General features: G+C 57.4%; 23 protein-coding genes. 14 read left to right on the top strand and 9 right to left on the bottom strand.

Going from position 1 to position 21,057, the window contains the following annotated elements:
• Position 1 precedes the first annotated feature (1 nt).
• Entirely contained in the window at positions 2–157 is a 156-nt protein-coding gene (locus JZX87_RS20600; protein ID WP_206827671.1) for a hypothetical protein, read from the bottom strand.
• Between the two features lie 105 nt (positions 158–262).
• Here JZX87_RS20600 and JZX87_RS20595 point away from each other — a divergent pair, with 105 nt between their 5' ends.
• The 6 genes from JZX87_RS20595 (at position 263) to JZX87_RS20570 (ending at position 5,882) form a co-directional block, all read left to right on the top strand.
• On the top strand, positions 263–832 hold the full coding sequence (locus tag JZX87_RS20595; protein ID WP_206827670.1) for a cytochrome c oxidase subunit 3: 570 nt from the start codon (positions 263–265) through the stop codon (positions 830–832).
• A gap of 26 nt (positions 833–858) precedes the next feature.
• Positions 859–1,110 (top strand): cytochrome C oxidase subunit IV family protein, encoded by a 252-nt coding sequence (locus JZX87_RS20590; protein WP_286194967.1) that lies wholly within the window; start codon positions 859–861, stop codon positions 1,108–1,110.
• A 160-nt stretch (positions 1,111–1,270) separates the two neighbouring features.
• Complete coding sequence (locus tag JZX87_RS20585) at positions 1,271–1,723, top strand: c-type cytochrome (protein WP_148144240.1); 453 nt, start codon at positions 1,271–1,273, stop codon at positions 1,721–1,723.
• Positions 1,724–1,751: 28 nt separating this feature from the next.
• Entirely contained in the window at positions 1,752–3,098 is a 1,347-nt protein-coding gene (locus JZX87_RS20580; protein ID WP_206827667.1) for a nitric-oxide reductase large subunit, read from the top strand.
• 69 nt (positions 3,099–3,167) lie between these two features.
• A complete protein-coding gene (locus JZX87_RS20575; protein WP_206827665.1) occupies positions 3,168–3,971 on the top strand; it encodes a CbbQ/NirQ/NorQ/GpvN family protein in 804 nt (267 codons plus the stop codon).
• 12 nt (positions 3,972–3,983) lie between these two features.
• On the top strand, positions 3,984–5,882 hold the full coding sequence (locus JZX87_RS20570; protein WP_206827663.1) for a nitric oxide reductase activation protein NorD: 1,899 nt from the start codon (positions 3,984–3,986) through the stop codon (positions 5,880–5,882).
• Between the two features lie 68 nt (positions 5,883–5,950).
• Here JZX87_RS20570 and hemN read toward each other — a convergent pair whose 3' ends face one another.
• Positions 5,951–7,303 carry an oxygen-independent coproporphyrinogen III oxidase gene (gene hemN, locus JZX87_RS20565; RefSeq protein WP_206827661.1) on the bottom strand — a complete coding sequence of 451 codons (1,353 nt, stop codon included), beginning with the start codon at positions 7,301–7,303 and terminating at the stop codon, positions 5,951–5,953.
• Positions 7,304–7,507: 204 nt separating this feature from the next.
• Between hemN and JZX87_RS20560 the strand changes: the two genes are divergently transcribed.
• Positions 7,508–7,789 (top strand): DUF2249 domain-containing protein, encoded by a 282-nt coding sequence (locus tag JZX87_RS20560; RefSeq protein ID WP_148144235.1) that lies wholly within the window; start codon positions 7,508–7,510, stop codon positions 7,787–7,789.
• A 70-nt stretch (positions 7,790–7,859) separates the two neighbouring features.
• The gene (locus JZX87_RS20555; RefSeq protein ID WP_206827659.1) at positions 7,860–8,369 is read left to right on the top strand and encodes a DUF2249 domain-containing protein; all 510 of its coding nucleotides are present in this window, start codon (positions 7,860–7,862) and stop codon (positions 8,367–8,369) included.
• 94 nt (positions 8,370–8,463) lie between these two features.
• Here the strand turns inward: JZX87_RS20555 and JZX87_RS20550 are convergent, their stop codons facing one another.
• Genes JZX87_RS20550 through napE form a run of 6 tightly spaced genes read right to left on the bottom strand, consistent with a single transcriptional unit; the run spans position 8,464 to position 13,100 of the window.
• The gene (locus JZX87_RS20550) at positions 8,464–9,165 is read right to left on the bottom strand and encodes a NapC/NirT family cytochrome c (RefSeq protein ID WP_353654227.1); all 702 of its coding nucleotides are present in this window, start codon (positions 9,163–9,165) and stop codon (positions 8,464–8,466) included.
• Positions 9,165–9,656 carry a nitrate reductase cytochrome c-type subunit gene (locus JZX87_RS20545; RefSeq protein ID WP_148144233.1) on the bottom strand — a complete coding sequence of 164 codons (492 nt, stop codon included), beginning with the start codon at positions 9,654–9,656 and terminating at the stop codon, positions 9,165–9,167. Before JZX87_RS20545 ends, JZX87_RS20550 begins: the two co-directional genes overlap by 1 nt.
• A complete protein-coding gene (napA, locus tag JZX87_RS20540; RefSeq protein ID WP_206827657.1) occupies positions 9,626–12,130 on the bottom strand; it encodes a periplasmic nitrate reductase subunit alpha in 2,505 nt (834 codons plus the stop codon). Before napA ends, JZX87_RS20545 begins: the two co-directional genes overlap by 31 nt.
• Positions 12,105–12,386 carry a chaperone NapD gene (locus JZX87_RS20535; RefSeq protein WP_206827656.1) on the bottom strand — a complete coding sequence of 94 codons (282 nt, stop codon included), beginning with the start codon at positions 12,384–12,386 and terminating at the stop codon, positions 12,105–12,107. Before JZX87_RS20535 ends, napA begins: the two co-directional genes overlap by 26 nt.
• Positions 12,379–12,879, bottom strand: coding sequence for a ferredoxin-type protein NapF (gene napF / locus JZX87_RS20530; protein WP_148144230.1), 501 nt, complete (start codon positions 12,877–12,879; stop codon positions 12,379–12,381). Before napF ends, JZX87_RS20535 begins: the two co-directional genes overlap by 8 nt.
• Before the next feature lie 5 nt (positions 12,880–12,884).
• Positions 12,885–13,100 (bottom strand): periplasmic nitrate reductase, NapE protein, encoded by a 216-nt coding sequence (gene napE, locus JZX87_RS20525; RefSeq protein WP_206827655.1) that lies wholly within the window; start codon positions 13,098–13,100, stop codon positions 12,885–12,887.
• Positions 13,101–13,559: 459 nt separating this feature from the next.
• Here napE and nirK point away from each other — a divergent pair, with 459 nt between their 5' ends.
• The 6 genes from nirK (at position 13,560) to JZX87_RS20495 (ending at position 20,494) form a co-directional block, all read left to right on the top strand.
• Entirely contained in the window at positions 13,560–14,699 is a 1,140-nt protein-coding gene (nirK, locus tag JZX87_RS20520) for a copper-containing nitrite reductase (RefSeq protein ID WP_206827654.1), read from the top strand.
• A gap of 82 nt (positions 14,700–14,781) precedes the next feature.
• The gene (locus tag JZX87_RS20515) at positions 14,782–15,678 is read left to right on the top strand and encodes a formylglycine-generating enzyme family protein (protein ID WP_206827653.1); all 897 of its coding nucleotides are present in this window, start codon (positions 14,782–14,784) and stop codon (positions 15,676–15,678) included.
• A gap of 91 nt (positions 15,679–15,769) precedes the next feature.
• Complete coding sequence (locus JZX87_RS20510; protein WP_183686745.1) at positions 15,770–16,474, top strand: Crp/Fnr family transcriptional regulator; 705 nt, start codon at positions 15,770–15,772, stop codon at positions 16,472–16,474.
• A gap of 591 nt (positions 16,475–17,065) precedes the next feature.
• Positions 17,066–18,883, top strand: a complete 1,818-nt coding sequence (locus tag JZX87_RS20505; RefSeq protein ID WP_206827652.1) for a PAS domain S-box protein — start codon at positions 17,066–17,068, stop codon at positions 18,881–18,883.
• 61 nt (positions 18,884–18,944) lie between these two features.
• Positions 18,945–20,072 (top strand): PAS domain-containing protein, encoded by a 1,128-nt coding sequence (locus JZX87_RS20500; RefSeq protein WP_148144224.1) that lies wholly within the window; start codon positions 18,945–18,947, stop codon positions 20,070–20,072.
• The gene (locus tag JZX87_RS20495) at positions 20,069–20,494 is read left to right on the top strand and encodes a response regulator (protein ID WP_206827651.1); all 426 of its coding nucleotides are present in this window, start codon (positions 20,069–20,071) and stop codon (positions 20,492–20,494) included. The genes JZX87_RS20500 and JZX87_RS20495 overlap by 4 nt, the downstream gene beginning before the upstream one ends.
• A 148-nt stretch (positions 20,495–20,642) precedes the next feature.
• Here the strand turns inward: JZX87_RS20495 and JZX87_RS20490 are convergent, their stop codons facing one another.
• Positions 20,643–21,053, bottom strand: a complete 411-nt coding sequence (locus JZX87_RS20490; protein WP_206827649.1) for a hypothetical protein — start codon at positions 21,051–21,053, stop codon at positions 20,643–20,645.
• Between the last annotated feature and the right edge of the window lie 4 nt (positions 21,054–21,057).

The raw sequence follows: 21,057 nt of genomic DNA, 5'->3' as shown, positions 1-21,057 counted from the left end.
CTTATTGTTGCAGGAACAGAATGCCGGCGATGATGACCGAGGCTGCAACTGCCGAAAGCGTGCCGGTGCGCTGAAGCACACCCATGCGCTGCAGGGTGAGCGCGAAGCCGATGATGATGGGTGTGGCGACGAGGAGGCCGACCTGTGCATCCGTCATGATAGAATTCCTTTCGATGCTCCCACCATGCCTTGGTGATGCGCAATTCTCTTTGCCGAAGCGCAAAGAAGGACATTTTCGCGACGCCTATCGTCGGGCATGACCATGCAAAACGAGATATCAGGTGGCGCGCTGCATCAGACGTCCCATGAAGCGGCTGTCGATGAAGATGTGCTGCTCCTCTGGATTCTGGTCTGGAGTGAACTTGTCGCCTTCGGCATTCTGCTCACGGCATTTCTCATCATGTCAGGCATACACGCAGACGACTTTGCGGTCGCCCGCATTCACCTAAACCCCGGCCTTGCGGCGGCAAACACTCTCGTGCTTTTAACCAGCGGCTGGCAGGCCGCGATTGCGGCACGGCGGCGGGCGTCGCCTTCAACAGCGCGGATTCCACTTTGCCTGGCCGCGGCCTTCGGGTTTCTGTTCGTCGTGATCAAATGTATCGAATACGCCGCCGAGTTCCGTTATTCTTTCGATGCGACCTTCTCCTATTTTTTCCAGCTTTATTTTCTCATTACCGGGTTTCATCTTCTCCATGTCGTCTTCGGCAGCTTCGTCCTGCTTCTCGTCGCGTGGCGACCGGCGCGGGGCAATATCCTTCTCATCGCCACACTCTGGCACGCGATCGATCTTGTCTGGCTGGTAATGTTCCCGATCATCTATCTGGTTTGAACGATATGCATGACACCCGTTTCCCAATGCTTGGGACATTCATTCTCGTTCTTGTTCTGGCTATCGGTGGTGCCACGATCGCGGCTCTCTCTGACGGAAACCCGATCGCCATCGGTACCGTGCTGTTGATCGCTTTCGTCAAGGCGCGGTTCGTCATTCTCGACTTCATGGAACTGCGTCATGGCCAGCGTGGCATGGCACTCTCACTGTTGGCATGGTGCGCCCTGTTGCTTCTTGTGACCTTGGCGCGGCCGCTTCTAGTTTCATATCTCACCTAAGCCAAACCGCTCCCTTCTTTGCCAATGCACAAAGAAGGCTTTTCCCCGAACAATAGAAAGAGGACGTCCCGCATGGCCGGCGAGGTGATCGTCCGGCCGTAACATGGCGGGGGATTTCGAGCCGTGGTCACTGACTGCGTCAGATGAGAGGACGTAAGGTATGGCAGAACGCCTCACCAAGACCGGAGCCCGCAACGTCTTTTACGGCGGGTCCATATTCTTCTTCGCGATTTTCGTGGGGCTGACAGCCCATAGTCACTGGTACATCCGCACGACCTCGACGGATGAAACGGCGCTCACCGACAGCGTTGCCCGCGGCAAGCATGTCTGGGAAAGAAACGCCTGCATCAACTGTCACACCTTGTTGGGGGAAGGGGCCTATTTCGCGCCCGAGCTGGGCAATGTCTGGGTTCGTTATGGCGGCAAGGACGACCCGGAAAGCGCCCGCGACAGCCTGAAGGCCTGGATGGCGGCGCAGCCCTCGGGCATCGAGGGGCGGCGCCAGATGCCGCAGTTCAACCTGACCGAACAGGAACTGAACGACCTCGCCGACTTCCTCGAATGGACGAGCAAGATCAACACCCAGAAATGGCCGCCGAACGACGCCGGTTGATGAGCTCGGACCCAAGGAGAAACATGCGATGAAATACCAAACTCAAAAGGTCGCGATGCTGTATTTCTACGGCGCGATCGGCCTCTTCCTGGCGCAGGTGCTGTTCGGCGTTCTGGCCGGCACGATCTATGTCATGCCAAACACTCTTTCCGAACTTCTGCCGTTCAACATCGTCAGGATGATCCATACCAATGCGCTGATCGTCTGGCTGCTGATCGGTTTCATGGGGGCAACCTACTATCTGCTTCCCGAAGAGGCGGAAACCGAACTCTATAGCCCAAAGCTGGCAATCGCGCAGTTCTGGATCTTTCTCATCGCCGCGGCCGTTGCCGTCGTGGGCTACATGTTCAAGATCCATGAGGGACGCGAATTCCTCGAACAGCCCTTTGCCATCAAGGTCGGCATCGTCATCGTCTGCCTGATGTTCCTCTTCAATGTCACCATGACATCGCTGAAGGGCCGCAAGACCGTCGTCACCAATATCCTGATCTTCGGTCTCTGGGGCATCGCGATCTTCTTCCTGTTTTCCTTCTACAATCCGGGCAACCTCGCGCTCGACAAGATGTACTGGTGGTATGTCGTCCACCTGTGGGTCGAAGGCGTGTGGGAGCTGATCATGGCCTCGGTCCTGGCCTTCCTGATGATCAAGCTCAACGGGATCGACCGCGAAGTGGTCGAGAAGTGGCTCTATGTCATTGTCGGCCTGGCGCTGTTTTCCGGCATTCTCGGCACCGGCCACCACTATTACTGGATCGGCGCCCCGGGCTACTGGCAGTGGATCGGTTCGCTGTTTTCGACGCTCGAAGTCGCACCCTTCTTCACCATGGTCATCTTCACCTTCGTGATGACATGGAAGGCCGGACGCAAGCATCCGAACCGCGCCGCTCTTCTATGGTCGATCGGTTGCTCGGTCATGGCATTCTTCGGTGCCGGCGTCTGGGGTTTCCTGCACACACTGTCCTCGGTGAACTATTATACCCACGGCACACAGGTGACTGCAGCACATGGCCATCTCGCCTTCTTCGGTGCCTATGTCATGCTCAACCTTGCCATCATGGCCTATGCCGTTCCGGAAATCCGTGGCCGCAAGCCCTATAACCAGTGGCTGTCCATGGTGTCTTTCTGGATGATGTGCACGGCCATGTCGGTGATGACCTTCGCGCTCACCTTTGCGGGTGTCCTGCAAGTTCATCTGCAGCGCGTGCTGGGCGAAGGCTACATGGACGTGCAGGACCAGTTGGCGCTTTTCTACTGGGTCCGCCTGGGCTCCGGCGTCTTCGTCCTCATCTCGGCACTGATGTTTGTCTGGGCCACTCTTGTACCCGGCAAGGATCGCGTCCCGGCGATTAGCGGCATCGCTGAGCCGGCCGAATGAGTGACTTCCCGGCTCGCGATCCTGAAGCGCGGGCCGGGAATTATCCTTTCATCCTTAAGGAAATCTCCGATGAACATGCATCTGCGTCACTCGACCTCCCAGATCCCGGCCTATGCGCCGGCTGGCAATGAATGCGCCCTGTTCGAAACCGCCTGGACACGCCAGCTGCCTCTACTGCTGAAAGGCCCGACCGGTTGCGGGAAGACCCGCTTTGTCAGCCATATGGCGGCAAAGCTCGGCCTGCCTTTGACCACCGTGTCCTGCCATGACGATCTCGCCGCCGCCGACCTTACCGGCCGTTATCTGCTGAAGGGCGGCGATACAGTGTGGGTCGATGGTCCGTTGACGCGGGCGGTGCGCGATGGCGGCATTTGTTACCTCGATGAAGTGGTTGAAGCCCGCAAGGATGTTGCGGTCGTGCTTCACCCCTTGACCGACGACCGCCGCATTCTGCCCTTGGAGCGCACCGGCGAACAGCTGGAAGCGCCGGGTTCGTTCATGCTCGTCGTTTCCTACAATCCCGGTTACCAGAGCCTGTTGAAAACGCTCAAACCCTCGACACGCCAGCGTTTCGTGGCGATCGAGTTCGATTTTCTGCCCAAGGCACGCGAGATCGAGGTCGTAGTTGAGGAAAGCGGTCTTGATGCGGCGCGGGTCGAACCGCTGGTCGAACTCGCTCGCCGGCTGCGGGCCCTGAAGGGCCATGATCTGGAAGAGGGCGTTTCCACCCGTCTCCTGGTCTATTGCGCAAGCCTGATCGATGCCGGCCTTGAACCGCGTGATGCGGTGCGCTCTGCGATGATCGAGCCGCTGACTGATGAGCAGGATGTGCGCTCGGCGCTTCTCGAACTGATGCAGGCGGTAATCCGCTAAGGGGAGGACGCGATGCTGGATTTTCTCGAGCTCGAAGAAACCGTGGGGCGCGCCTGGCACAATTTTGCCGGCAATACCCGCACCTGGCCGCGATATGAGGCGGCGGCGGTGAAGCTGGAAGAGCTGCTTCCGGTGATCTCCGTCTGCTTCCGTGGTTTCGGTGGCGAGCGGGCGGTACAGCTCGTTCCCGCCCGGGGCAAGGCATCCGCGCATCGCCTGAAACTTCGCCAGCGCATGGGTTTGGGAGAAGAAAAGCTCGTCCACCCGGCCCGCGACGAGGCATCGTTGATGTTGCCGCCGGTGCTAGACCTGATGCCGCAGCGCGATCTCAACCGCGATCTCTATCTGTGGCTCGCGGCGGTCATGGCGCGGATGGATCTTTCGCCGATCCATGAAATCGATCCGCTTCGCCGCGATCTTGCACTGCTTGAACAGGCGGCGCACCGGGTGGAGGATGTGCTTGAAGCCTTCCCAGGATTGATGCCGCGTTATCAAAATCTCTGTCTGTCGCTGATCGAACAACGCCAGCGCGGAAAGCTGCCGCGTATCGAGCAGATGGTGGAAAATCGCATCAGCGATCTGTTGCGGCATGGCGCCGGTCTTGCGCCGCTTTACCAAGCGGGGCCGTGGCCGCTGAAGGCGCCGCCCGGTTATTTGCCAATGCTGCCGGTGCCGCTCTGGCCGGATGTGTTTTCGCGGGAGGAGGCGGAACCGCGGCAGGAGGAGGATCGTCCCGCCGGTGGCGCAACGCAGGATGCCATGGCGGGTGGCCGCCATATCGCCGTGCGCGAAAAGGATTCTCAGAGGAAAGGCGAGCGCAGCCCTTTTATCCTCAACCGTTTCGAAAAAATCCTCGCCATGGCGGAGATGGTTAATGTCGATCGCCCCGGTGACGATAGCGACGATCATGACGCGGCGGCTGCCGACGAATTGGACGAGATGACGCTCGGCGAGCGAAAGGGGCGACCATCGGCAAAATTCCGTTTCGATCTCGACCTGCCGCCGGAAGCGCTGGTGCATACGCCTCTTGTCGCTGAACTCACCTATCCGGAATGGGATTATCGTCGCGGCGTCTATATGCGCGATCATTGCCGGGTGTTTGCCGGTCCGGCTCCGCTGGAGGGCGAGGACTTCCAGCAGTCCGAGCAGGTCAAAAACCTCATTCGCCGGGTGCGACGGCAGTTCGAGGTGATGCGGCCGAAACGTGAAATGCTGCGCGCCCAGTTCGATGGTTCCGATCTCGATCTGGATGCCGTGGTGCGCAGCCGCACCGACTTGAAGGCCAGCGGCGAATGCTCGGACCGCATCCATCTGATGAGCCGCCCGCAGGCGCATGATCTGGCGGTAACGCTGCTGGTCGATGTGTCGCTGTCTACTGATTCCTGGTTCAACGACCGCCGTGTTCTCGATGTGGAGAAGGAAGCGCTGATGGTGCTGACGGAAGGCCTCTCCGCCTGTGGCGACAACCACTCCATCCTGACATTTACCTCGCGGCGTCGCGACTGGGTGCGGGTGGAAACCATCAAGGCATTCGACGAGCCGATGAACCAAGCTGTGCGCCGCCGTATCGCCTCGCTGAAACCGGGCTATTACACCCGTATCGGCGCTGCCATTCGCCATGCGGCGGCAAAACTGTCCGAACAGCCCAACCGTAAGCACCTTATGCTGGTGCTGACCGACGGCAAGCCCAATGATGTCGATCACTACGAAGGCCGGTTCGCGCTGGAGGATACGCGGCGTTCGGTGATCGAGGCGCGTCGCAAGGGTGTGCAGGTGTTCGGGGTTACCGTCGATCAGGATGCCAAATCCTATGTGCCGGCGATTTTCGGTCAGCATGGATTTTCTGTCGTGCCGGATATCCGCAAGCTGCCTTCGGCACTTCCGGCCATCTATCGCGGGCTGGTCGGTTAATCCCCCAACCGACTCCAGCGAGGACCCGGCCTTACCCGAAGGCCGGGTCCATCTTTTACAATGAGCGTTTAAGCCGCTTTGGAATGGATGCGGCCCGCCTGAGCAAGATAGGCGTCGAAACAGGTAGCAACTGCCCTCACCAGGAAACGCTCCTCGCCGCGCAGGAGCAAAACCCCATTCTCCAATGTTACGATTTCATCTGCGAGCAGGCGTTGAAGCTGCGGATTCCCATTCACGACCGTATCTGCCGAGACACCGTGAGATCGGCATATCGCAGCAAGATCGACCGAAAAATCGCACATGACCCGCTCGATGATCTCCGCTCTCAGCCGATCGTCGGCGGTCAGCCGATAGCCTTTGGCAGTGGCAAGCTGGCCAGTGGCGACGGACTGCGCATATCGGCCGATAGCGACCTCGTTTTGCACGTAGCCGTGAGCTGAACGGCCGATCGCAGAAGCGCCGAAGCCGATCAGGGTCTCACAGGCATCCGTCGTATAACCCTGGAAATTCCGATGTAGCGATCCGGTTTTGGCGGCTATCGACAGGCTGTCGCCAGGAAGGGCAAAATGGTCGAGCCCGATCTGCCTGTATCCGGCATCGAGCAAGGTCGCGGCAATCGCCTCGGCCTGTGCATGGCGTCCGGCTGCGTCTGCGAGCGCTGCCTCATCGATAAGGCGCTGATGTTTCTTGAAGGTCGGGACGTGGGCATAGCCAAAAACGGCAAACCGGTCGGGGCGCATGGATATGGCGGTTTCTGCCGTTTCGATTGCGGAAGCGACGGTTTGATGCGGCAAGCCATAGATGAGGTCGAAATTGATACTTCCGACACCGGCGGCGCGTAGGCCTTCAGTTGCAGCGCGGGTCTGCTTTGGCGTCTGAATGCGGTTGATCGCTTTTTGCACTTTCGGATCAAAGCTCTGCACGCCTAGGCTCGCACGCGTGACACCGGCCTTGCCGAGGGCAGAGATCATCTTATCGGTCAGGGTGCGGGGATCGATCTCTACCGCCAGTTCCGTTTTCTCGACAAAAGCGAAACGGCTGCGCAGGTGGAAGTCGAGATCCAGAAATTCATTTGGTTCCATGATCGTCGGCGTGCCGCCACCGAAATGGATCGTGGCTATTTCCGGCTTTCTCGGCATGGCGTCAGCAACCAGACTTATCTCCCGTTTCAGGACATCGAGATAATCGAGTATCGGCTGGTCTTTCAGGGTGATCGTCGTGTGACAGCCGCAGTACCAGCACATCGACCGACAGAACGGAATATGGACATAAAGAGAGATGGGATCGTCGCCCTCGATCTGGGACAACCAGTCGCCATAGGTTCCACCACCAATGGACGGAGAAAACCGCGGCGCGGTCGGATAGCTGGTGTAACGCGGCAGGCGGGCGTCGCCATAGCGCTCAAGAATGCTTCTCTTCATCGTTCAACTCCTGTGACAGGAGCAACATTAGAGGTCGCACACCTATCCTTCTTTGCCGAATGCCAAGCAGCGAACGGATTGGCTGGATCTGAAAGATCTTTGAGCCGAAACAACGAGGGGGCGTTTTGCGTGTGTTAGCGAAAGATCATAGGCCGCGCCCCAGGCCCGACATATCTCGCGGGCAGATGAAGGACGATAAACACGATGACTGCAAAGCTTGGTGAGGTTCTCTCGATCGATGTTCGCGAAATTCCGGGGGCTCAGCGCCATCGGCGCATTTTCGGCACGCTCGAAACGCTTGAGCCTGGTGAGGTGCTGCACATTACAGTAGATCACGATCCGATCCCTTTGCGCATGCATCTCGATACTAACTTCGCCGGCCTGTTTGGGTGGGAATACCTCGAGCACGGCCCGCAGCTTTGGAAGGTTGAGCTCAAGCGGCTCAAGCATGATGGTTGCGGTTGTTCCTGCGGTGGCAATCACTGATATAAGGCGGCTGTTTTGAAACTGTCGGGTTAATTGCAGCGGCCCACATCCCTTTATTAGGAGAATCCGCATGTCGCAGGTTTACAAGGAACTCGATGTCCGCCCTATTCTGCGCGAAGGCGGGGAGCCTTTTCAGGACATCATGGCGGCTGTTCAGTCATTAGCGCCAGGAGAGGGGCTGCGGCTTCTCTCCACATTCAAGCCGACACCGCTTCTGCCGCTGATGAGCAGACAGGGTTTTTCAAGCGAAACCCTTGAGCTCGATACCGGCGATTGGGAGATTATCTTTTCGCCGATTGCAAAACAGGCGGCTCATGTCGCCGTATCGAGCGGCGCCGAGGACGCTTCGGATTGGCCGGAGCCCTTATGGCAGCTCGACCTCGTCGGTGCGCAACCACCAGTCCCGATGGAAAAAGTGCTGTCGCGACTTTCGTTGATGGAGCCGGGCGAAGTCTTGTTTGTGCTTTTTGACCGCGAGCCAGCATTCCTGGCGACCGAGCTCGAAAACAGGGGGCACCGCTGGGTCGGTGCTTCGGATGGTTCAGGCAACGTCTATCGAATGCTTATCCGGGTCGGATAGCGGACTGGACCTCTTTCCATCCTGATCGTATCGCGTGTCATCGCCACTAAACAGTATAATCAGCCCCGTTTCGGGGCTGATTATACCGCAGCTATCAGTCGATGATGTTACCTTCCCGGGCGGCCAGATAGGCTGCCAGCTGATCGGTGTCCTGAAGTCCGTGCGAGGCGGCTTTACCCATCAGCTCGGCCGGAACTTTCCAGCCGGGATCGACACCATCCATGTTGGGAAGTTCATGCGCAATTCCCTTGTGGCAGTCGATGCAGGTCGCCTTGCCCGAGAGGAGATAACGTGTGTGAATGTCGGCGGCGCGTTTCGTCTGCTTGGTTAAATCCATAGCAATCGACGAGTGGCAATTCCGGCATTCCAGGCTGTCATTGGCCTTCAGACGCGCCCATTCGTGCTGGGCAAGCTCAAGCCGCTTGTCGAGAAACTTCTCGCGCGTGCTGATCGTACCGAAGATCTTGCCCCAGACTTCTTTCGAAGCCTGCATCTTGCGGGCGATCTTGTCAGTCCATTGATGCGGGACGTGGCAATCCGGACAAGATGCCCGAACACCCGAACGGTTGGAGAAATGCACCGTTTGCGTCAATTCCTCGTAGACGTTGGTCTTCATTTCGTGACAACCGGTGCAGAATTTTTCAGTATTGGTCACTTCCAGTGCCGTGTTGAACGCGCCCCAGAAAATCACCCCTCCAACAAAACCGCCGAGCGTGAGGAAGCCCAAGCCCAAGGTTCCAGCGGGCGTGGCGAGAATAAGCCAGGCCCAAAGGATCACTGCTTTGATCATGCCGATCATTGTCCAGATCCCGCCGGTTTGAAGCCGAGTTCGCTCATATCCTTGAACGTGTTGTCGACAAGGGGCCGCGTATCTGCCTGCGGGACGTGGCACGCAGTGCAGAAATAACGGCGGGGCGAAACATCGGCCAGCATCTGGCCCTCACGGTTCATATAATGGGTAACGCTGATCATCGGCGCACCGGAACCTTCTGTCAGTTCACGTCGGTGACAGGACATGCAGCGGTTGGTGTTGACCGACAGCTGGTATCCCTCGATCGAATGCGGGATGACCGGCGGCTGATCGGGATAGTTGCGCATCTTCTGGATGTCGTCGACGATCCATCTCGGCAGGGGATCCGCTCCGGTGTTTTGCATCGGGCTTGAACGGCCCGATAGTTGCGGCACGGTCTGTGCGAGAGCGACCGTGCCGGTGACCAGACACAGAGCAAGCGCGAAAAGCGTCCAGAGACGCCGACTCAGGCGACGGGAAGGATCTTGACTGCGCATTTTTTGAAATCCGTCTGTTTGGAAATGGGGTCGGTGGCATCGAGCGTGACCTTGTTGATCAACTGGCTGGCATCGAACCAAGGTACGAAGATCACGCCATGCGGCATGCGGTTACGGCCGCGGATATCCACCCGGCTGATGATCTCGCCGCGGCGGGACTGGATTTTCACCTGTCCGCCCTGGTTGATGCCGAGCCGGCGCGCGTCGTCGCCGTTCATGAAGCAGCGGGCACCTGGGAACGCTCTGTAGAGTTCGGGAACGCGCATGGTCATAGAGCCGGAATGCCAGTGTTCAAGAACACGGCCGGTGACCAGCCAGAAGCCGAACTCGTCATCCGGTGATTCCGCCGGCGGCTCGTAAGGGGCGGCGAGGATGACGGCGCGACCGTCCTTCTGACCGTAAAATTTGACGCCTTCGCCTGCTTTCACGTAGGGATCATAACCTTCACGGTAACGCCATTTGGTTTCCTTGCCGTCGACCACCGGCCAGCGCAGACCGCGAACTTCATGATAGAGGTCGTATGGACCCAAGTCGTGGCCATGGCCACGTCCGAAGCTCGCATATTCCTCGAATATGCCTTTCTGGATGTAAAAGCCAAAAGCCTTGGCCTCGCGGTTTTCGTAGTCTGGCGAGATTTCGGTGACCGGGAACCGGTCGACCTGACCATTCTGGAAAAGGACTTGGTAGAGGGTCTTGCCTTTATAGTCCGGGTTCTGGTCGAGAATGTCCTTCGGCCAGACTTCCTCGGTGGTGAAGCGCTTGGAGAACTCAACCAACTGCCAGAGGTCGGAGCGGGCTTCGCCCGGCGCGTTTACCAACTGGTGCCATACATGGGTGCGGCGTTCGGCATTGCCGTAAGCACCTTCCTTCTCCACCCACATCGCAGCGGGCAGGATAAGATCGGCACTTAGGGCCGTTACCGTCGGGTAGGCATCCGAAACAACGATGAAATTGTCCGGGTTGCGATAGCCAAGATAGGCCTCGTTGCTGTTGTTGGCGGCGGCCTGCATGTTGTTGTTCACCTGAACCCAGTAGAAGTTCAGCTTTCCATCATGCAGCATGCGATCCTGCTGGACGGCATGGTAGCCGGGCTTTTCCGGGATGATGCCGTGCGGGATCTTCCAGAGTTCCTCTGCGTGTTTGCGGTGCTCCGGATTAGTCACAGTCATGTCGGCCGGCAGGCGGTGGGCAAACGTGCCGACCTCGCGGGCGGTGCCGCAGGCCGAAGGCTGGCCGGTCAGCGAGAAGGGGCTGTTGCCCGGCTCGGAGATTTTACCGGTCAAGAGATGGATGTTGTAGACCATCTGGTTGGCCCAGACGCCGCGGACGTGCTGGTTGAAGCCCATAGTCCAGAGCGACATGACCTTGACCTTGGGGTCGGCATAAAGCTCGGCCAGCTGTTCAAGGAATGCTTTGTCGACACCTGCAAGCTCGGCTACCTTGTCGAGCGTGTATTCGGAAACGTGCTTCTTGAAGGCTTCGAAATCGATCGGCGTCATCTCGGCCGCCTTAGCCGCACCGGTTGCCTTGACTTCCAGCGGGTGTTCGGCGCGCAGGCCATAACCGATGTCGGTCGTCGCCTGCATGAACTTGGTGTTCTTGTCGATGAATTCCTGGTTGACGCGACCGGTCTGGATGATGTGGTTGGCGATGTAGTTAAGGATCGCCAGATCCGTGCCGGGTTTGAAGACCAGCGGAATGTCGGCAAGGTCCATGCTGCGATGGGTGAAGGTCGATAGAACAGAGACCTTTACATGCTCGTGGCCCAGGCGACGGTCGGCAAGACGCGTCCACAGGATGGGATGCATCTCAGCCATGTTCGAGCCCCACAGCACGAAGGCGTCGGCATGCTCGAAGTCGTCATAACAGCCCATCGGCTCGTCCATGCCGAAGGTGCGCATGAAGCCATAAGCTGCCGACGCCATGCAGTGGCGGGCGTTGGGGTCGAGGTTGTTCGATCGGAAGCCAGCGCGCATCAGTTTTGTCGCGGCATACCCTTCGAAAATCGTCCATTGGCCGGAGCCGAACATTCCGAGCGCTGTCGGGCCCTTTTCCTTCAGGGTCTTCTTGGCCTTCTCGGCCATGATGTCGAAGGCTTCTTCCCAGGTGACGGGTTCGAATTCGCCTTCCTTGTCAAAGACGCCGTTGCGTTTGCGTAGGAGCGGTGTCGTCAGCCGGTCCTTGCCGTACATGATTTTCGACAGGAAGTAGCCCTTGACGCAGTTGAGGCCGCGATTGACCTCGGCCTCCATGTCGCCATGGGTGGCAACCACGTGGTTTTCCTTAACACCGACCATGACCCCGCAACCGGTGCCGCAGAAGCGACAGGGGGCCTTGGACCACTTGATTTCCAGTGCCGCAACGCCACCGGGGACGGATTGGGCGGCTGCCGGCATGGCGATGCCGGCTGTCGATGCTGCGATGGCAGCAGCTTGCGCTTTCAGCACATCACGCCGCGTGAGTTCTGCCGTCATCCAACATCTCCTTTTCAGTAATTGTCTGTTCGAAGACCATGTGTGCGGCGATGACGTCATCCATCGCCGAAATTACGATCAATGTTTCACCGAGAAAGCCGGAACTCGGGCCTTCGATGACGATGACGATCTTGCCGCCGCCGGTGGCATGCACCTCGACGCCTTCGATATCGGTGAGGGCGGCAGTCATACGCTCGACCGCTTCGGGCCGCACGACGACCACGGCGCTCGATATATGGTGCTGTGGTTCACGCATGCGCCACCTCCATCCTGTTTGCCGTCATGGTGATGGACTGGGTGGGACAGACCGAAATGCAGGCACCGCAACCGGTACAAGGATCGGTATCGAGCACCGGCACGAAAGGCCCGCCCAGCCGGGGTTTGAACCGGATTGCCGTCGTCGGACAGGCATCGCGACACGCCTGGCAATCAACGAAGTTCAACGCGAGACAGCTATCTGCAATGACGGCATGATGCGCGAATGATGTGGCGGGTTCAGGCGGGAAAACCCGCTCAGGACATCGCGCGGAACATTCACCGCAGAACGTACATTCGCCGACTTGAAAATCGACGGTGGGAATACGATCACGCAGGCTGATTATTTTTGTCGGACAGGCATCAACGCAGTTACTGCAGCCCGTACAGTTGCCTACGGATTCATCTGTAACGCCGGGCGGGTAATAACTGCTGTTTTCGCGCAAAACGCTGCCGGTCAAGAATGCGCGACGCGTGCTGGCCATCTGCCCCATGTCACTCACTCCGCCGAATTTGGCCGTGCCGGGGTTATGTCGTGCGGGCCAGGGGGGCCATAGATGATCTGGTAGGCCCAAACTGCGAAGCCATAGGTGGCAACAGTGCCGACCGCGACTATGGGCCAGATGCCAAACGCGAGAACAACAAAAGTCAGCATCTCGCGACGCCGCTTTTGACGGAACGATGTCTGTTCGAGAGTTGCGGTCGGCTCAACCATATTCGCTTCCGGTTCTGGCAAGATCTGAAATGCAAATATGCACCAAATGCCTTAATTATAACCAAATCCGATAGTCGTTCACCTTGATAAAAGTCAAATAAGCCGTAGTTCGCCAAAAAAATATGCGTAAAGATTAAAAAGAAGACAAACGAAAGTTGTGCCGCGGGCGACGCACAACATTCAAGACGATATTGCCAATGTACTGAAACCAAGTCCAATCATGGTTCGGATCGGCCACTGCCCCAGGGCTCGATGAGCAAAACTTTCTTCGCCCGGTACTTCAGTGTTCCCTAAAAATCAGCATTGATCAAGTGGACGAGTGTCTCTTCGCGTAATCTACCTATACGCGATAACTCTCGTTTTTATTTGTGTTGGAACAATAACGCGCATTCAAGTCGATCTAACTTCGAAGCTGCGGAACAGACATTGGTCCGCTTCTTGAAAAAGGGAGAGACTTTCATGAGTGAACAGTTTCGGTTGACCCGCCGGAGCATGCTGGCCGGCGCAGCTGTCGCGGGAGCATTGGCGCCGGTCGTCACCTCTGTTGCACATGCCGAAGGTGGAGATATCAAGACAAATCCCGCTGCAACAGCAGCAAACATCGCGACGCTGAAGCGCGTCAAGGTTGACTTGGTCAGGCCGCCGTTCGTACATGCCCACACCCAGAAGGGTGAGGGCGCGCCAAAGGTTATCGAGTTCAAGATGACCATCCAGGAAAAGAAGATTATCGTCGACGACAAAGGGACGGAAGTCCATGCGATGACATTCGATGGATCTGTTCCGGGGCCGATGATGGTCGTTCACCAGGACGACTACGTCGAACTGACGCTCGTCAACCCCGATACCAATGAGCTGCAGCACAATATAGATTTCCATTCGGCGACGGGTGCGCTGGGTGGCGGGGCGCTGACGGTGGTCAATCCCGGTGAGACGGCGGTGCTGCGCTTCAAGGCCACCAAGGCGGGTGTCTTTGTCTACCACTGTGCCCCCGCCGGCATGGTGCCATGGCATGTCACTTCGGGCATGAATGGCGCGATCATGGTTTTGCCGCGTGACGGACTCAAGGACCACAAGGGCCACGACCTCGTTTACGACAAGGTGTACTATGTCGGCGAGCAGGACTTCTATGTTCCTAAGGATGAGAACGGTCAGTTCAAGAAGTACGAAAGTGCTGGTGAAGCCTATCCGGATGTCCTGGAAGCAATGAAGACACTAACCCCGACACATGTCGTGTTTAACGGGGCGGTCGGCGCTTTGACGGGTGAGAACGCCTTGCAGGCAAAGGTTGGCGACCGCGTCCTGATCCTGCATTCGCAAGCCAACAGAGATACGCGTCCGCATCTCATCGGGGGCCATGGCGACTATGTCTGGGCTACCGGCAAGTTCGCCAATCCGCCAGAACTCGATCAGGAAACATGGTTCATCCCTGGAGGCGCTGCAGGTGCGGCTTACTACACGTTCCAGCAGCCTGGTATCTATGCATATGTAAACCACAATCTGATCGAGGCGTTCGAACTTGGCGCGGCCGGCCACTTCAAGGTGACGGGCGACTGGAACGATGACCTTATGACAGCCGTGGTCTCGCCGACCTCGGGTTGACGATGTTTGGCTCGGCCTCGGATCCAGTGCCGAGCCGCATCTCCGTGCCGGTCAGAGGAGGCCGGAGGGATCGGAGGATCCTATGACGTTTGTCAATGCCGCTCTTCTTCGTAATGCCTTTTCGTCAATCGCTCTTCCGTTCGCACTTGTTGTCGGCTTGACGGGCGCAATTGGCTTTCAGTCTGGATTACTACCGACGCGTGGAAACGGCGGCCCAGTTCCTGAAACCATCAGCATCCCTGCGGGTCGCTTAGAGTATCGTGAAAGTGGGGAGTTCTTTCGCAATGGCCTCGCCGTCGACGCGCCGATGACCAAAACTCTCCGACAGCCGTTGGAAATCATGAAGTATCAGGTAAGTGCCGAGAGCTACGATCAATGTGTTCTCGAAGGGGGCTGTACTCGCCGCGATTTGCCGACATCGTCAGGCGCGGATTTGCCCGTGACCGGGGTAAGCTTTGACGATGCGGCCATGTATGCCCGCTGGCTTTCTCATAAAACCGGAGAGATCTGGCGATTGCCGGCCATTGAAGAACTGGCGTTTGCTGCAGGCTCGAAATATCCGGATGATGCACTCGGCATCGATCCGGACAGCAAGAATCCCGCATTGCGTTGGCTGGCGGACTATGAACGCGAAACCGCGCGCAAAGCCTCGCGTCTTCCTCATCCTCAACCCTATGGGAGTTTTGGCGAGAACGAACACGGCCTTGCCGATTTCGGAGGAAATATATGGGAATGGACATCAACCTGCCTGCGCAGGGTCATGCTGGACAGGTACTCGAAGCCGATATCGGAAGCCGAAAGTTGCGGTATCTATATTACGGCCGGCAAACACAGCGCCCCGTTGAGCTCGTTTATTCGTGAACCTAAAGGTGGCGGTTGTTCGATCGGCGCACCACCCGACAACGTAGGCTTTCGCCTCGTGCGTGACAGACGGTGGTATGCGCCGCTGCTTTTTGCCATTTCGGGTCGTCCGATGTAGCGTTACTCATGCCGATTCCTCAGGGAGGGAAGTGGGCTGCGTTTCACTATGAACGCGACCTGACCGGCTTCGCACCGAGGAACAAGCCACCTTGAAAATCGACCGCTCGCTTATTCGATCTATTTCGCTTTTCGACCTTATGCCGGACGATGAGTTGGATCGGTTGCTGCAACATGCGTCTGCACGGCGCTTTGCCCAAGGGGAGGCAGTTTTCGAACAAGGCGGATCCGCCGACAGTTTCTTTCTTCTTCTGCACGGCCGGCTCAAGGTGACGCAGGTGACGGAAGACGGCCAGCAGATCATTGTCAGGGTCGTGCATCCAGGTGATTTGTTCGGCTTTGCCAGGGCACTGCAGCGTACGGACTACCCAGGCACGGCAACGGCCGTAGCCGAAAGTGTCACGCTGGCTTGGCCAACGGAGCTTTGGCCGAGCTTTGTAGAGCACAATCCGCGCCTTGCCGTGACGGCCATGCAGACTATTGGGGAGAGACTGGAAGAAGCACATGTTCGCATCCGCGAAATGTCGACCGAGGAAGTGGAACGACGGGTTGCTCACACCGTTCTGCGCCTTGCCAAGAAGGCGGGGAAACAGGAGGAGCGTGGCATCCGCATCGATTTCCTGATTTCCCGGCAGGACATTGCGGAAATGACCGGCACTACCCTTCACACAGTTTCGCGCATTTTAAGCGCGTGGGAACAAATGGGGTTTGTGCTGGGCGGGCGACAAAAGCTCTTTGTAACAGATATGTCGGGGCTTGAGAGTATTGCCGCGGGCGAATTTCGACGGAGAAAATAAGACTCCGCTTTATTTTCCTACGAGGTACGGAGACGAAAGAGTTCTCGTGCCTGCGAAGAAATCCTCGAATTTTGGAAGACAATTCTTCTTGGGAAGGACACCAGGCACTGCCTGACTTCGTCCGAACTATGGATGACCACAAGGCACTTGCAGACAGTGCTAGCCGATGATTGCATGCCTATAATGGCATCAATTGTCTCTATGATTTGTTCTTCTCGATAAGGTCGAGAAGAAAACTGTTTCGGCTGGAATTAGATCGCCTGGCGTCGTCGACATGGTCAGACACAATGATCTTGATCGGTGGCGAGCGGTCGCGAATAATCGCGGCGAGCGGCATGCCATCCTATGCCAGGTGGCATGTCAACGTCGGTCATGGGCCGTGACCAGAGTTCAGAAATGAAAGCTTGGCAGAGCAGGCTTTGATTTGAAGAGGGCCTGCATTGGATGCCTCTAACCTCAAAGGTCGGTTACCTTCGCTTTCCGAATTCATTGCGGAATGGCCTTGCAGCAGTCATCTGCCGCCATAAATCTGCCAACAACCAATCGGGAACACGATGTGCAATATCGCAGCGGCAAGTAGAGCGGGTACCAATGCGAAGCGAGACTGGAAAAACCTTCAAAGGGACGGACGAGATCTCGCGATTGATCGAGAGCGGAAGATGGGACGGTTCTTTCCTCGGTCCGCCACCAGCATGGCCTCGCTGTCTGCAATCCGCTGTCGATATCATGCTGCCGGCAAAGGCCCAGATCGTCATGTTCTGGGGACCAGATCTGGTCGCGCTCTACAATGAGTCTTACGCTCCGACCATCGGCCATCGGCATCCTATAGCTTTTGGCCGACCCGCGCGAGAGAATTGGCCCGAGCTTTGGGACGATCTCGAGCCACTCTTGCGCCGTGTGATGGACACCGGTGAGACAGTCGCCGCGAAGGATCGCCCCTTCTACATCGAGCGTCATGGCTACCCCGAAACCGTCTATTTCGACATCTCGTATTCCGCTATCCATGACGAGGACGGGGTCGTGCGAGGCGTCTTCTGCATCGTGAATGAAACGACGGACCGCGTTCGCGCCGATCAGGCCCTGCAGGAAAGCGAGGAGCGGCTAAGAGCTGTCGTGTCGCAGTCGGCAGCCGGCATCGGCCAAGGCAGCCTGAAAGGGGAGATCCTGCACGTCAATCGGCGGTTTTGCGAAATCGTTGGTTATGAAGAACGGGAGCTCATCGGAAAGAGTATCGCCGACATCACCTACCTCGATGACATGCCCGAGCAAAACCGGCTGTTCAGCCAGCTTGCAGCCACCGGCGAAAGCTTCGACATGGAGAAGCGATATGTGAGGAAAGATGGCAGTCTCGTGTGGGTTAACAATACCGTTTCTGCGCTGCGCGATGCACAAGGGCGTATCCATCAGGTTGCTGTCGTTTCGATCGACATCAGTGAAAGAAAAAAGACTCAAGAGGCAGAGCGCCGGTTAGCCTCGATCATCGCGTCCTCAAACGATGCGATCCTTGCGATAGACCTGGACATGACTATCGCATCATGGAACGGCGGTGCTGAACGGCTTTATGGCTACAAAGCCGATGAGATCCTTGGTCAGTCTGTTCTGGCTTTGGTGCCAGAAGACAGGGCCGAAGAGGAGCCGGCTCTGCTCGAGCAGATCAAAGCCGGCTCCGTAATCGAGGCCTATGAGACCAAGCGTCGCCGCAAGGACGGCCATCTGGTCGACGTTCTGCTGAGCGTCTCACCCATTCATGACACTGCCGGCAAGATTGTCGGGGCATCGAAAATCGCCCATGATATTTCCACAAAAATGGAGGCCGATCCGCTTCAGGCGGTTTTGATCGGCGAGTTGCATCACCGGGTGAAGAATGTCTTCGCGACAGTGATCGCTATCGCGCGTCAGACCTTTGCGAAGACGACTTATACAACAGATGCGGTAGCCGCATTCGAAGCGCGGCTGTCGGCAATGGCGCACGCTCACGATCTGCTCGCAGAAGGTGACTGGCAAAGCGCGGATCTCGCTGCTGTGGTCGAGCGGGTGGCTGCACCTTACCCGCCGGAGCGTTTCGAAATCTCCGGTCCATCAGTTCTGCTGCCCCAAAAGGCCGTTGCAACATTGTCGCTCGCCCTCCATGAACTTGGAACGAACGCGGCCAAGTACGGTGCCCTTTCCGTACCGACGGGCAAAGTATCGATTACCTGGCTCTATGCCCCCCAAACCACTTCTCTTCGTCTCCGCTGGCAGGAAAGGGACGGGCCGAGCGTAGGTGCCCCGACCAGGACGGGCTTCGGATCTCGACTGGTCGAGCGTTTGCTGGCGGCCGAGCTCAATGGAACATCGACGATCATATATGATTCTGCCGGGGTCATCTGCGAAATCGAAGCGTTAATGCCGCCACACGGCAGGGCATGACCAGCAGGAACTATTTTCCCCGCCATGACTTCTCTCGTGACGCAACTCAATCAGGGCTAATATGCAGGAAAAGGATCAACACCAACGCGAAGCACGCAGCGCCGGGGACCGTTTGGTCGCCGGGCACGTGAGTGAGGACCCATTCGCGGCGGCGTTCAAAGCCACGCGTATGCCAATGATCGTCACGGATCCAAACCAAGCTGACAACCCGATTATCTTCTGCAACGAGGCTTTTAGAAAGCTAACGGGCTATAGTGACGATGAGGTCATCGGCCGTAATTGTCGTTTTCTGCAGGGGCCTGAGACTGATCGGGATACCATCGCGCTCATGCGCGAACGGATCGGAGCCGGTCAGGACGTGGCCGTGGACATCCTCAATTATCGCAAGGATGGCTCCACGTTCTGGAATGCCGTATTCATTAGCCCTGTGCGCGATGAAGCAAATAGGATCATCTATTTCTTTGCTTCCCAGCTCGACTTCACGCCGGTCAAGAGTCGGGAAGCGGATCTGGCCGCCGCGCGGCATCAGGCCGAGGCGGAGGTTGCAAAACACACGGCGAACCTGCGCTCTGCGCTGGACGCCCGCACGCTCCTCGTCCACGAGGTCGACCATCGGGTAAAGAATAATCTTTTGACGATGGCCTCGATCGTCAAAATTCAGGCGCGTGTCACCAAGGATGATCGACAAAAACGCACTCTAATGTCGGTGCTGAACCGGATCGAAGCGCTCAGCACGGTTCAGCGCAAGTTGTTCACCCTGGACGATGTCTCGAAGTTCGACATGTCGGAGTTCACACGAGAGCTTGTCACCGACCTTGTCGATGCAACGGGCCGCAAGGACATTCGCCTTTCGCTGGATCTGTCACCTCTGCTCGTGCCAGCCGTCAAGGCCACACCACTCTCGCTGATCGTCAACGAGCTCGTCGGGGATGCCGTCCGGCGCGGGCTAAGCGATGGCGGCGGCGATATCCATGTTGTCGTAAAACGCCTCAATGGCCACTTTCTGATCCGTGTCGAAGACACCTCGGAGCCGGTCGAGCCTGACAGCGAAAGTGCTGAGCTTGGACGGATGTTGCTTGAGGCCTCCGCCCTGCAGCTCGGCGCTGAAATCGAACGGAAGCGGGACGGGCAGAAGACGATTGTCGACGTCGTCCTTCTCGTCGGCGACCATCAGGAGAATACGCATTGAAAGTTATGATCGTAGAAGATGAGATGCTGCTTGCCATGGAGCTCGAAAGCGAGGTGGAAATGGCAGGACATATCGTGACCGGGCTTGCCATGAGCAGCACTCAGGCACGCCATCAGATTGGCAGTTCCAAACCGGATTTTGCGTTTGTGGACATCCATCTCATGGATGGGCCTACGGGCATCGATGTCGGGCGAGAGCTTGCTGCCGCAGGTATTCCCTACGTGTTCGTCAGTGGCAACATCAAGAAAATTCCCGATGATTTCGCTGGTGCTCTTGGCGCAATAGAGAAGCCTTACACGATGAACGGGATGAAGAACGCACTCGCTTATGTGTCGGCAATCATCCAGGGAGACGATAGCGGCTCGCCGCCGGTGAGCCTGGTTCTTGCCGAAGATGCGAATGCGGGACGGCGATCTACGTGAACACCGACAGTGCAGTTGATTTCGGCTCTCCAAGGGAAGACACCGAGCTGCCTAAACTCAGTTCGATGTCTTCCCTTGTCACTGCCTTCCTTCTGATCGTAATTTTTGGCCCGGCAGTTTCCGACTGACCGTCGCGTCAGCTTGGCAATTACGGCTCACTGAAAGCCGTCGCTCTGACCTCGAGCTCCCTCCCAGTCGGATTTTGCCGAAAAATCAGTCCGCCGCCAGCCTTGGAATGTCCGGGAACGTAATCCAAGATGGTTTCCTTACTTTCCAGCACCGAGCCTTGCTCTCTTATTTCTCCTAGAATTTTCACTTGGGATGCGGTTGCACTGGAAGCGTTTTCGATTGAGAATAAGACCTGAAACCCATCGCTGCGCTCTTCTATCTGCACTACCTTCCCATGAAGGTTCGGCGAGGTATCGTGGTCCAGGAACCCGTCCTTTCCTATCCAGACGATCACGCCAACTACGATGATCCCGGAGACAGCACCTGTGATCCATTCGATCCAGTGAGGGGCGCCGGCCTCGATATTTTTACCGTTCGAGATTTTGGTCATCGCG

The organism is Agrobacterium sp. Ap1 (assembly GCF_017313375.1).
GTDB classification, from domain to species: domain Bacteria; phylum Pseudomonadota; class Alphaproteobacteria; order Rhizobiales; family Rhizobiaceae; genus Neorhizobium; species Neorhizobium cellulosilyticum.
The sequence above is the reverse complement of the archived record's forward strand: the minus strand, read 5'-3'. Positions and strand labels throughout refer to the sequence as shown.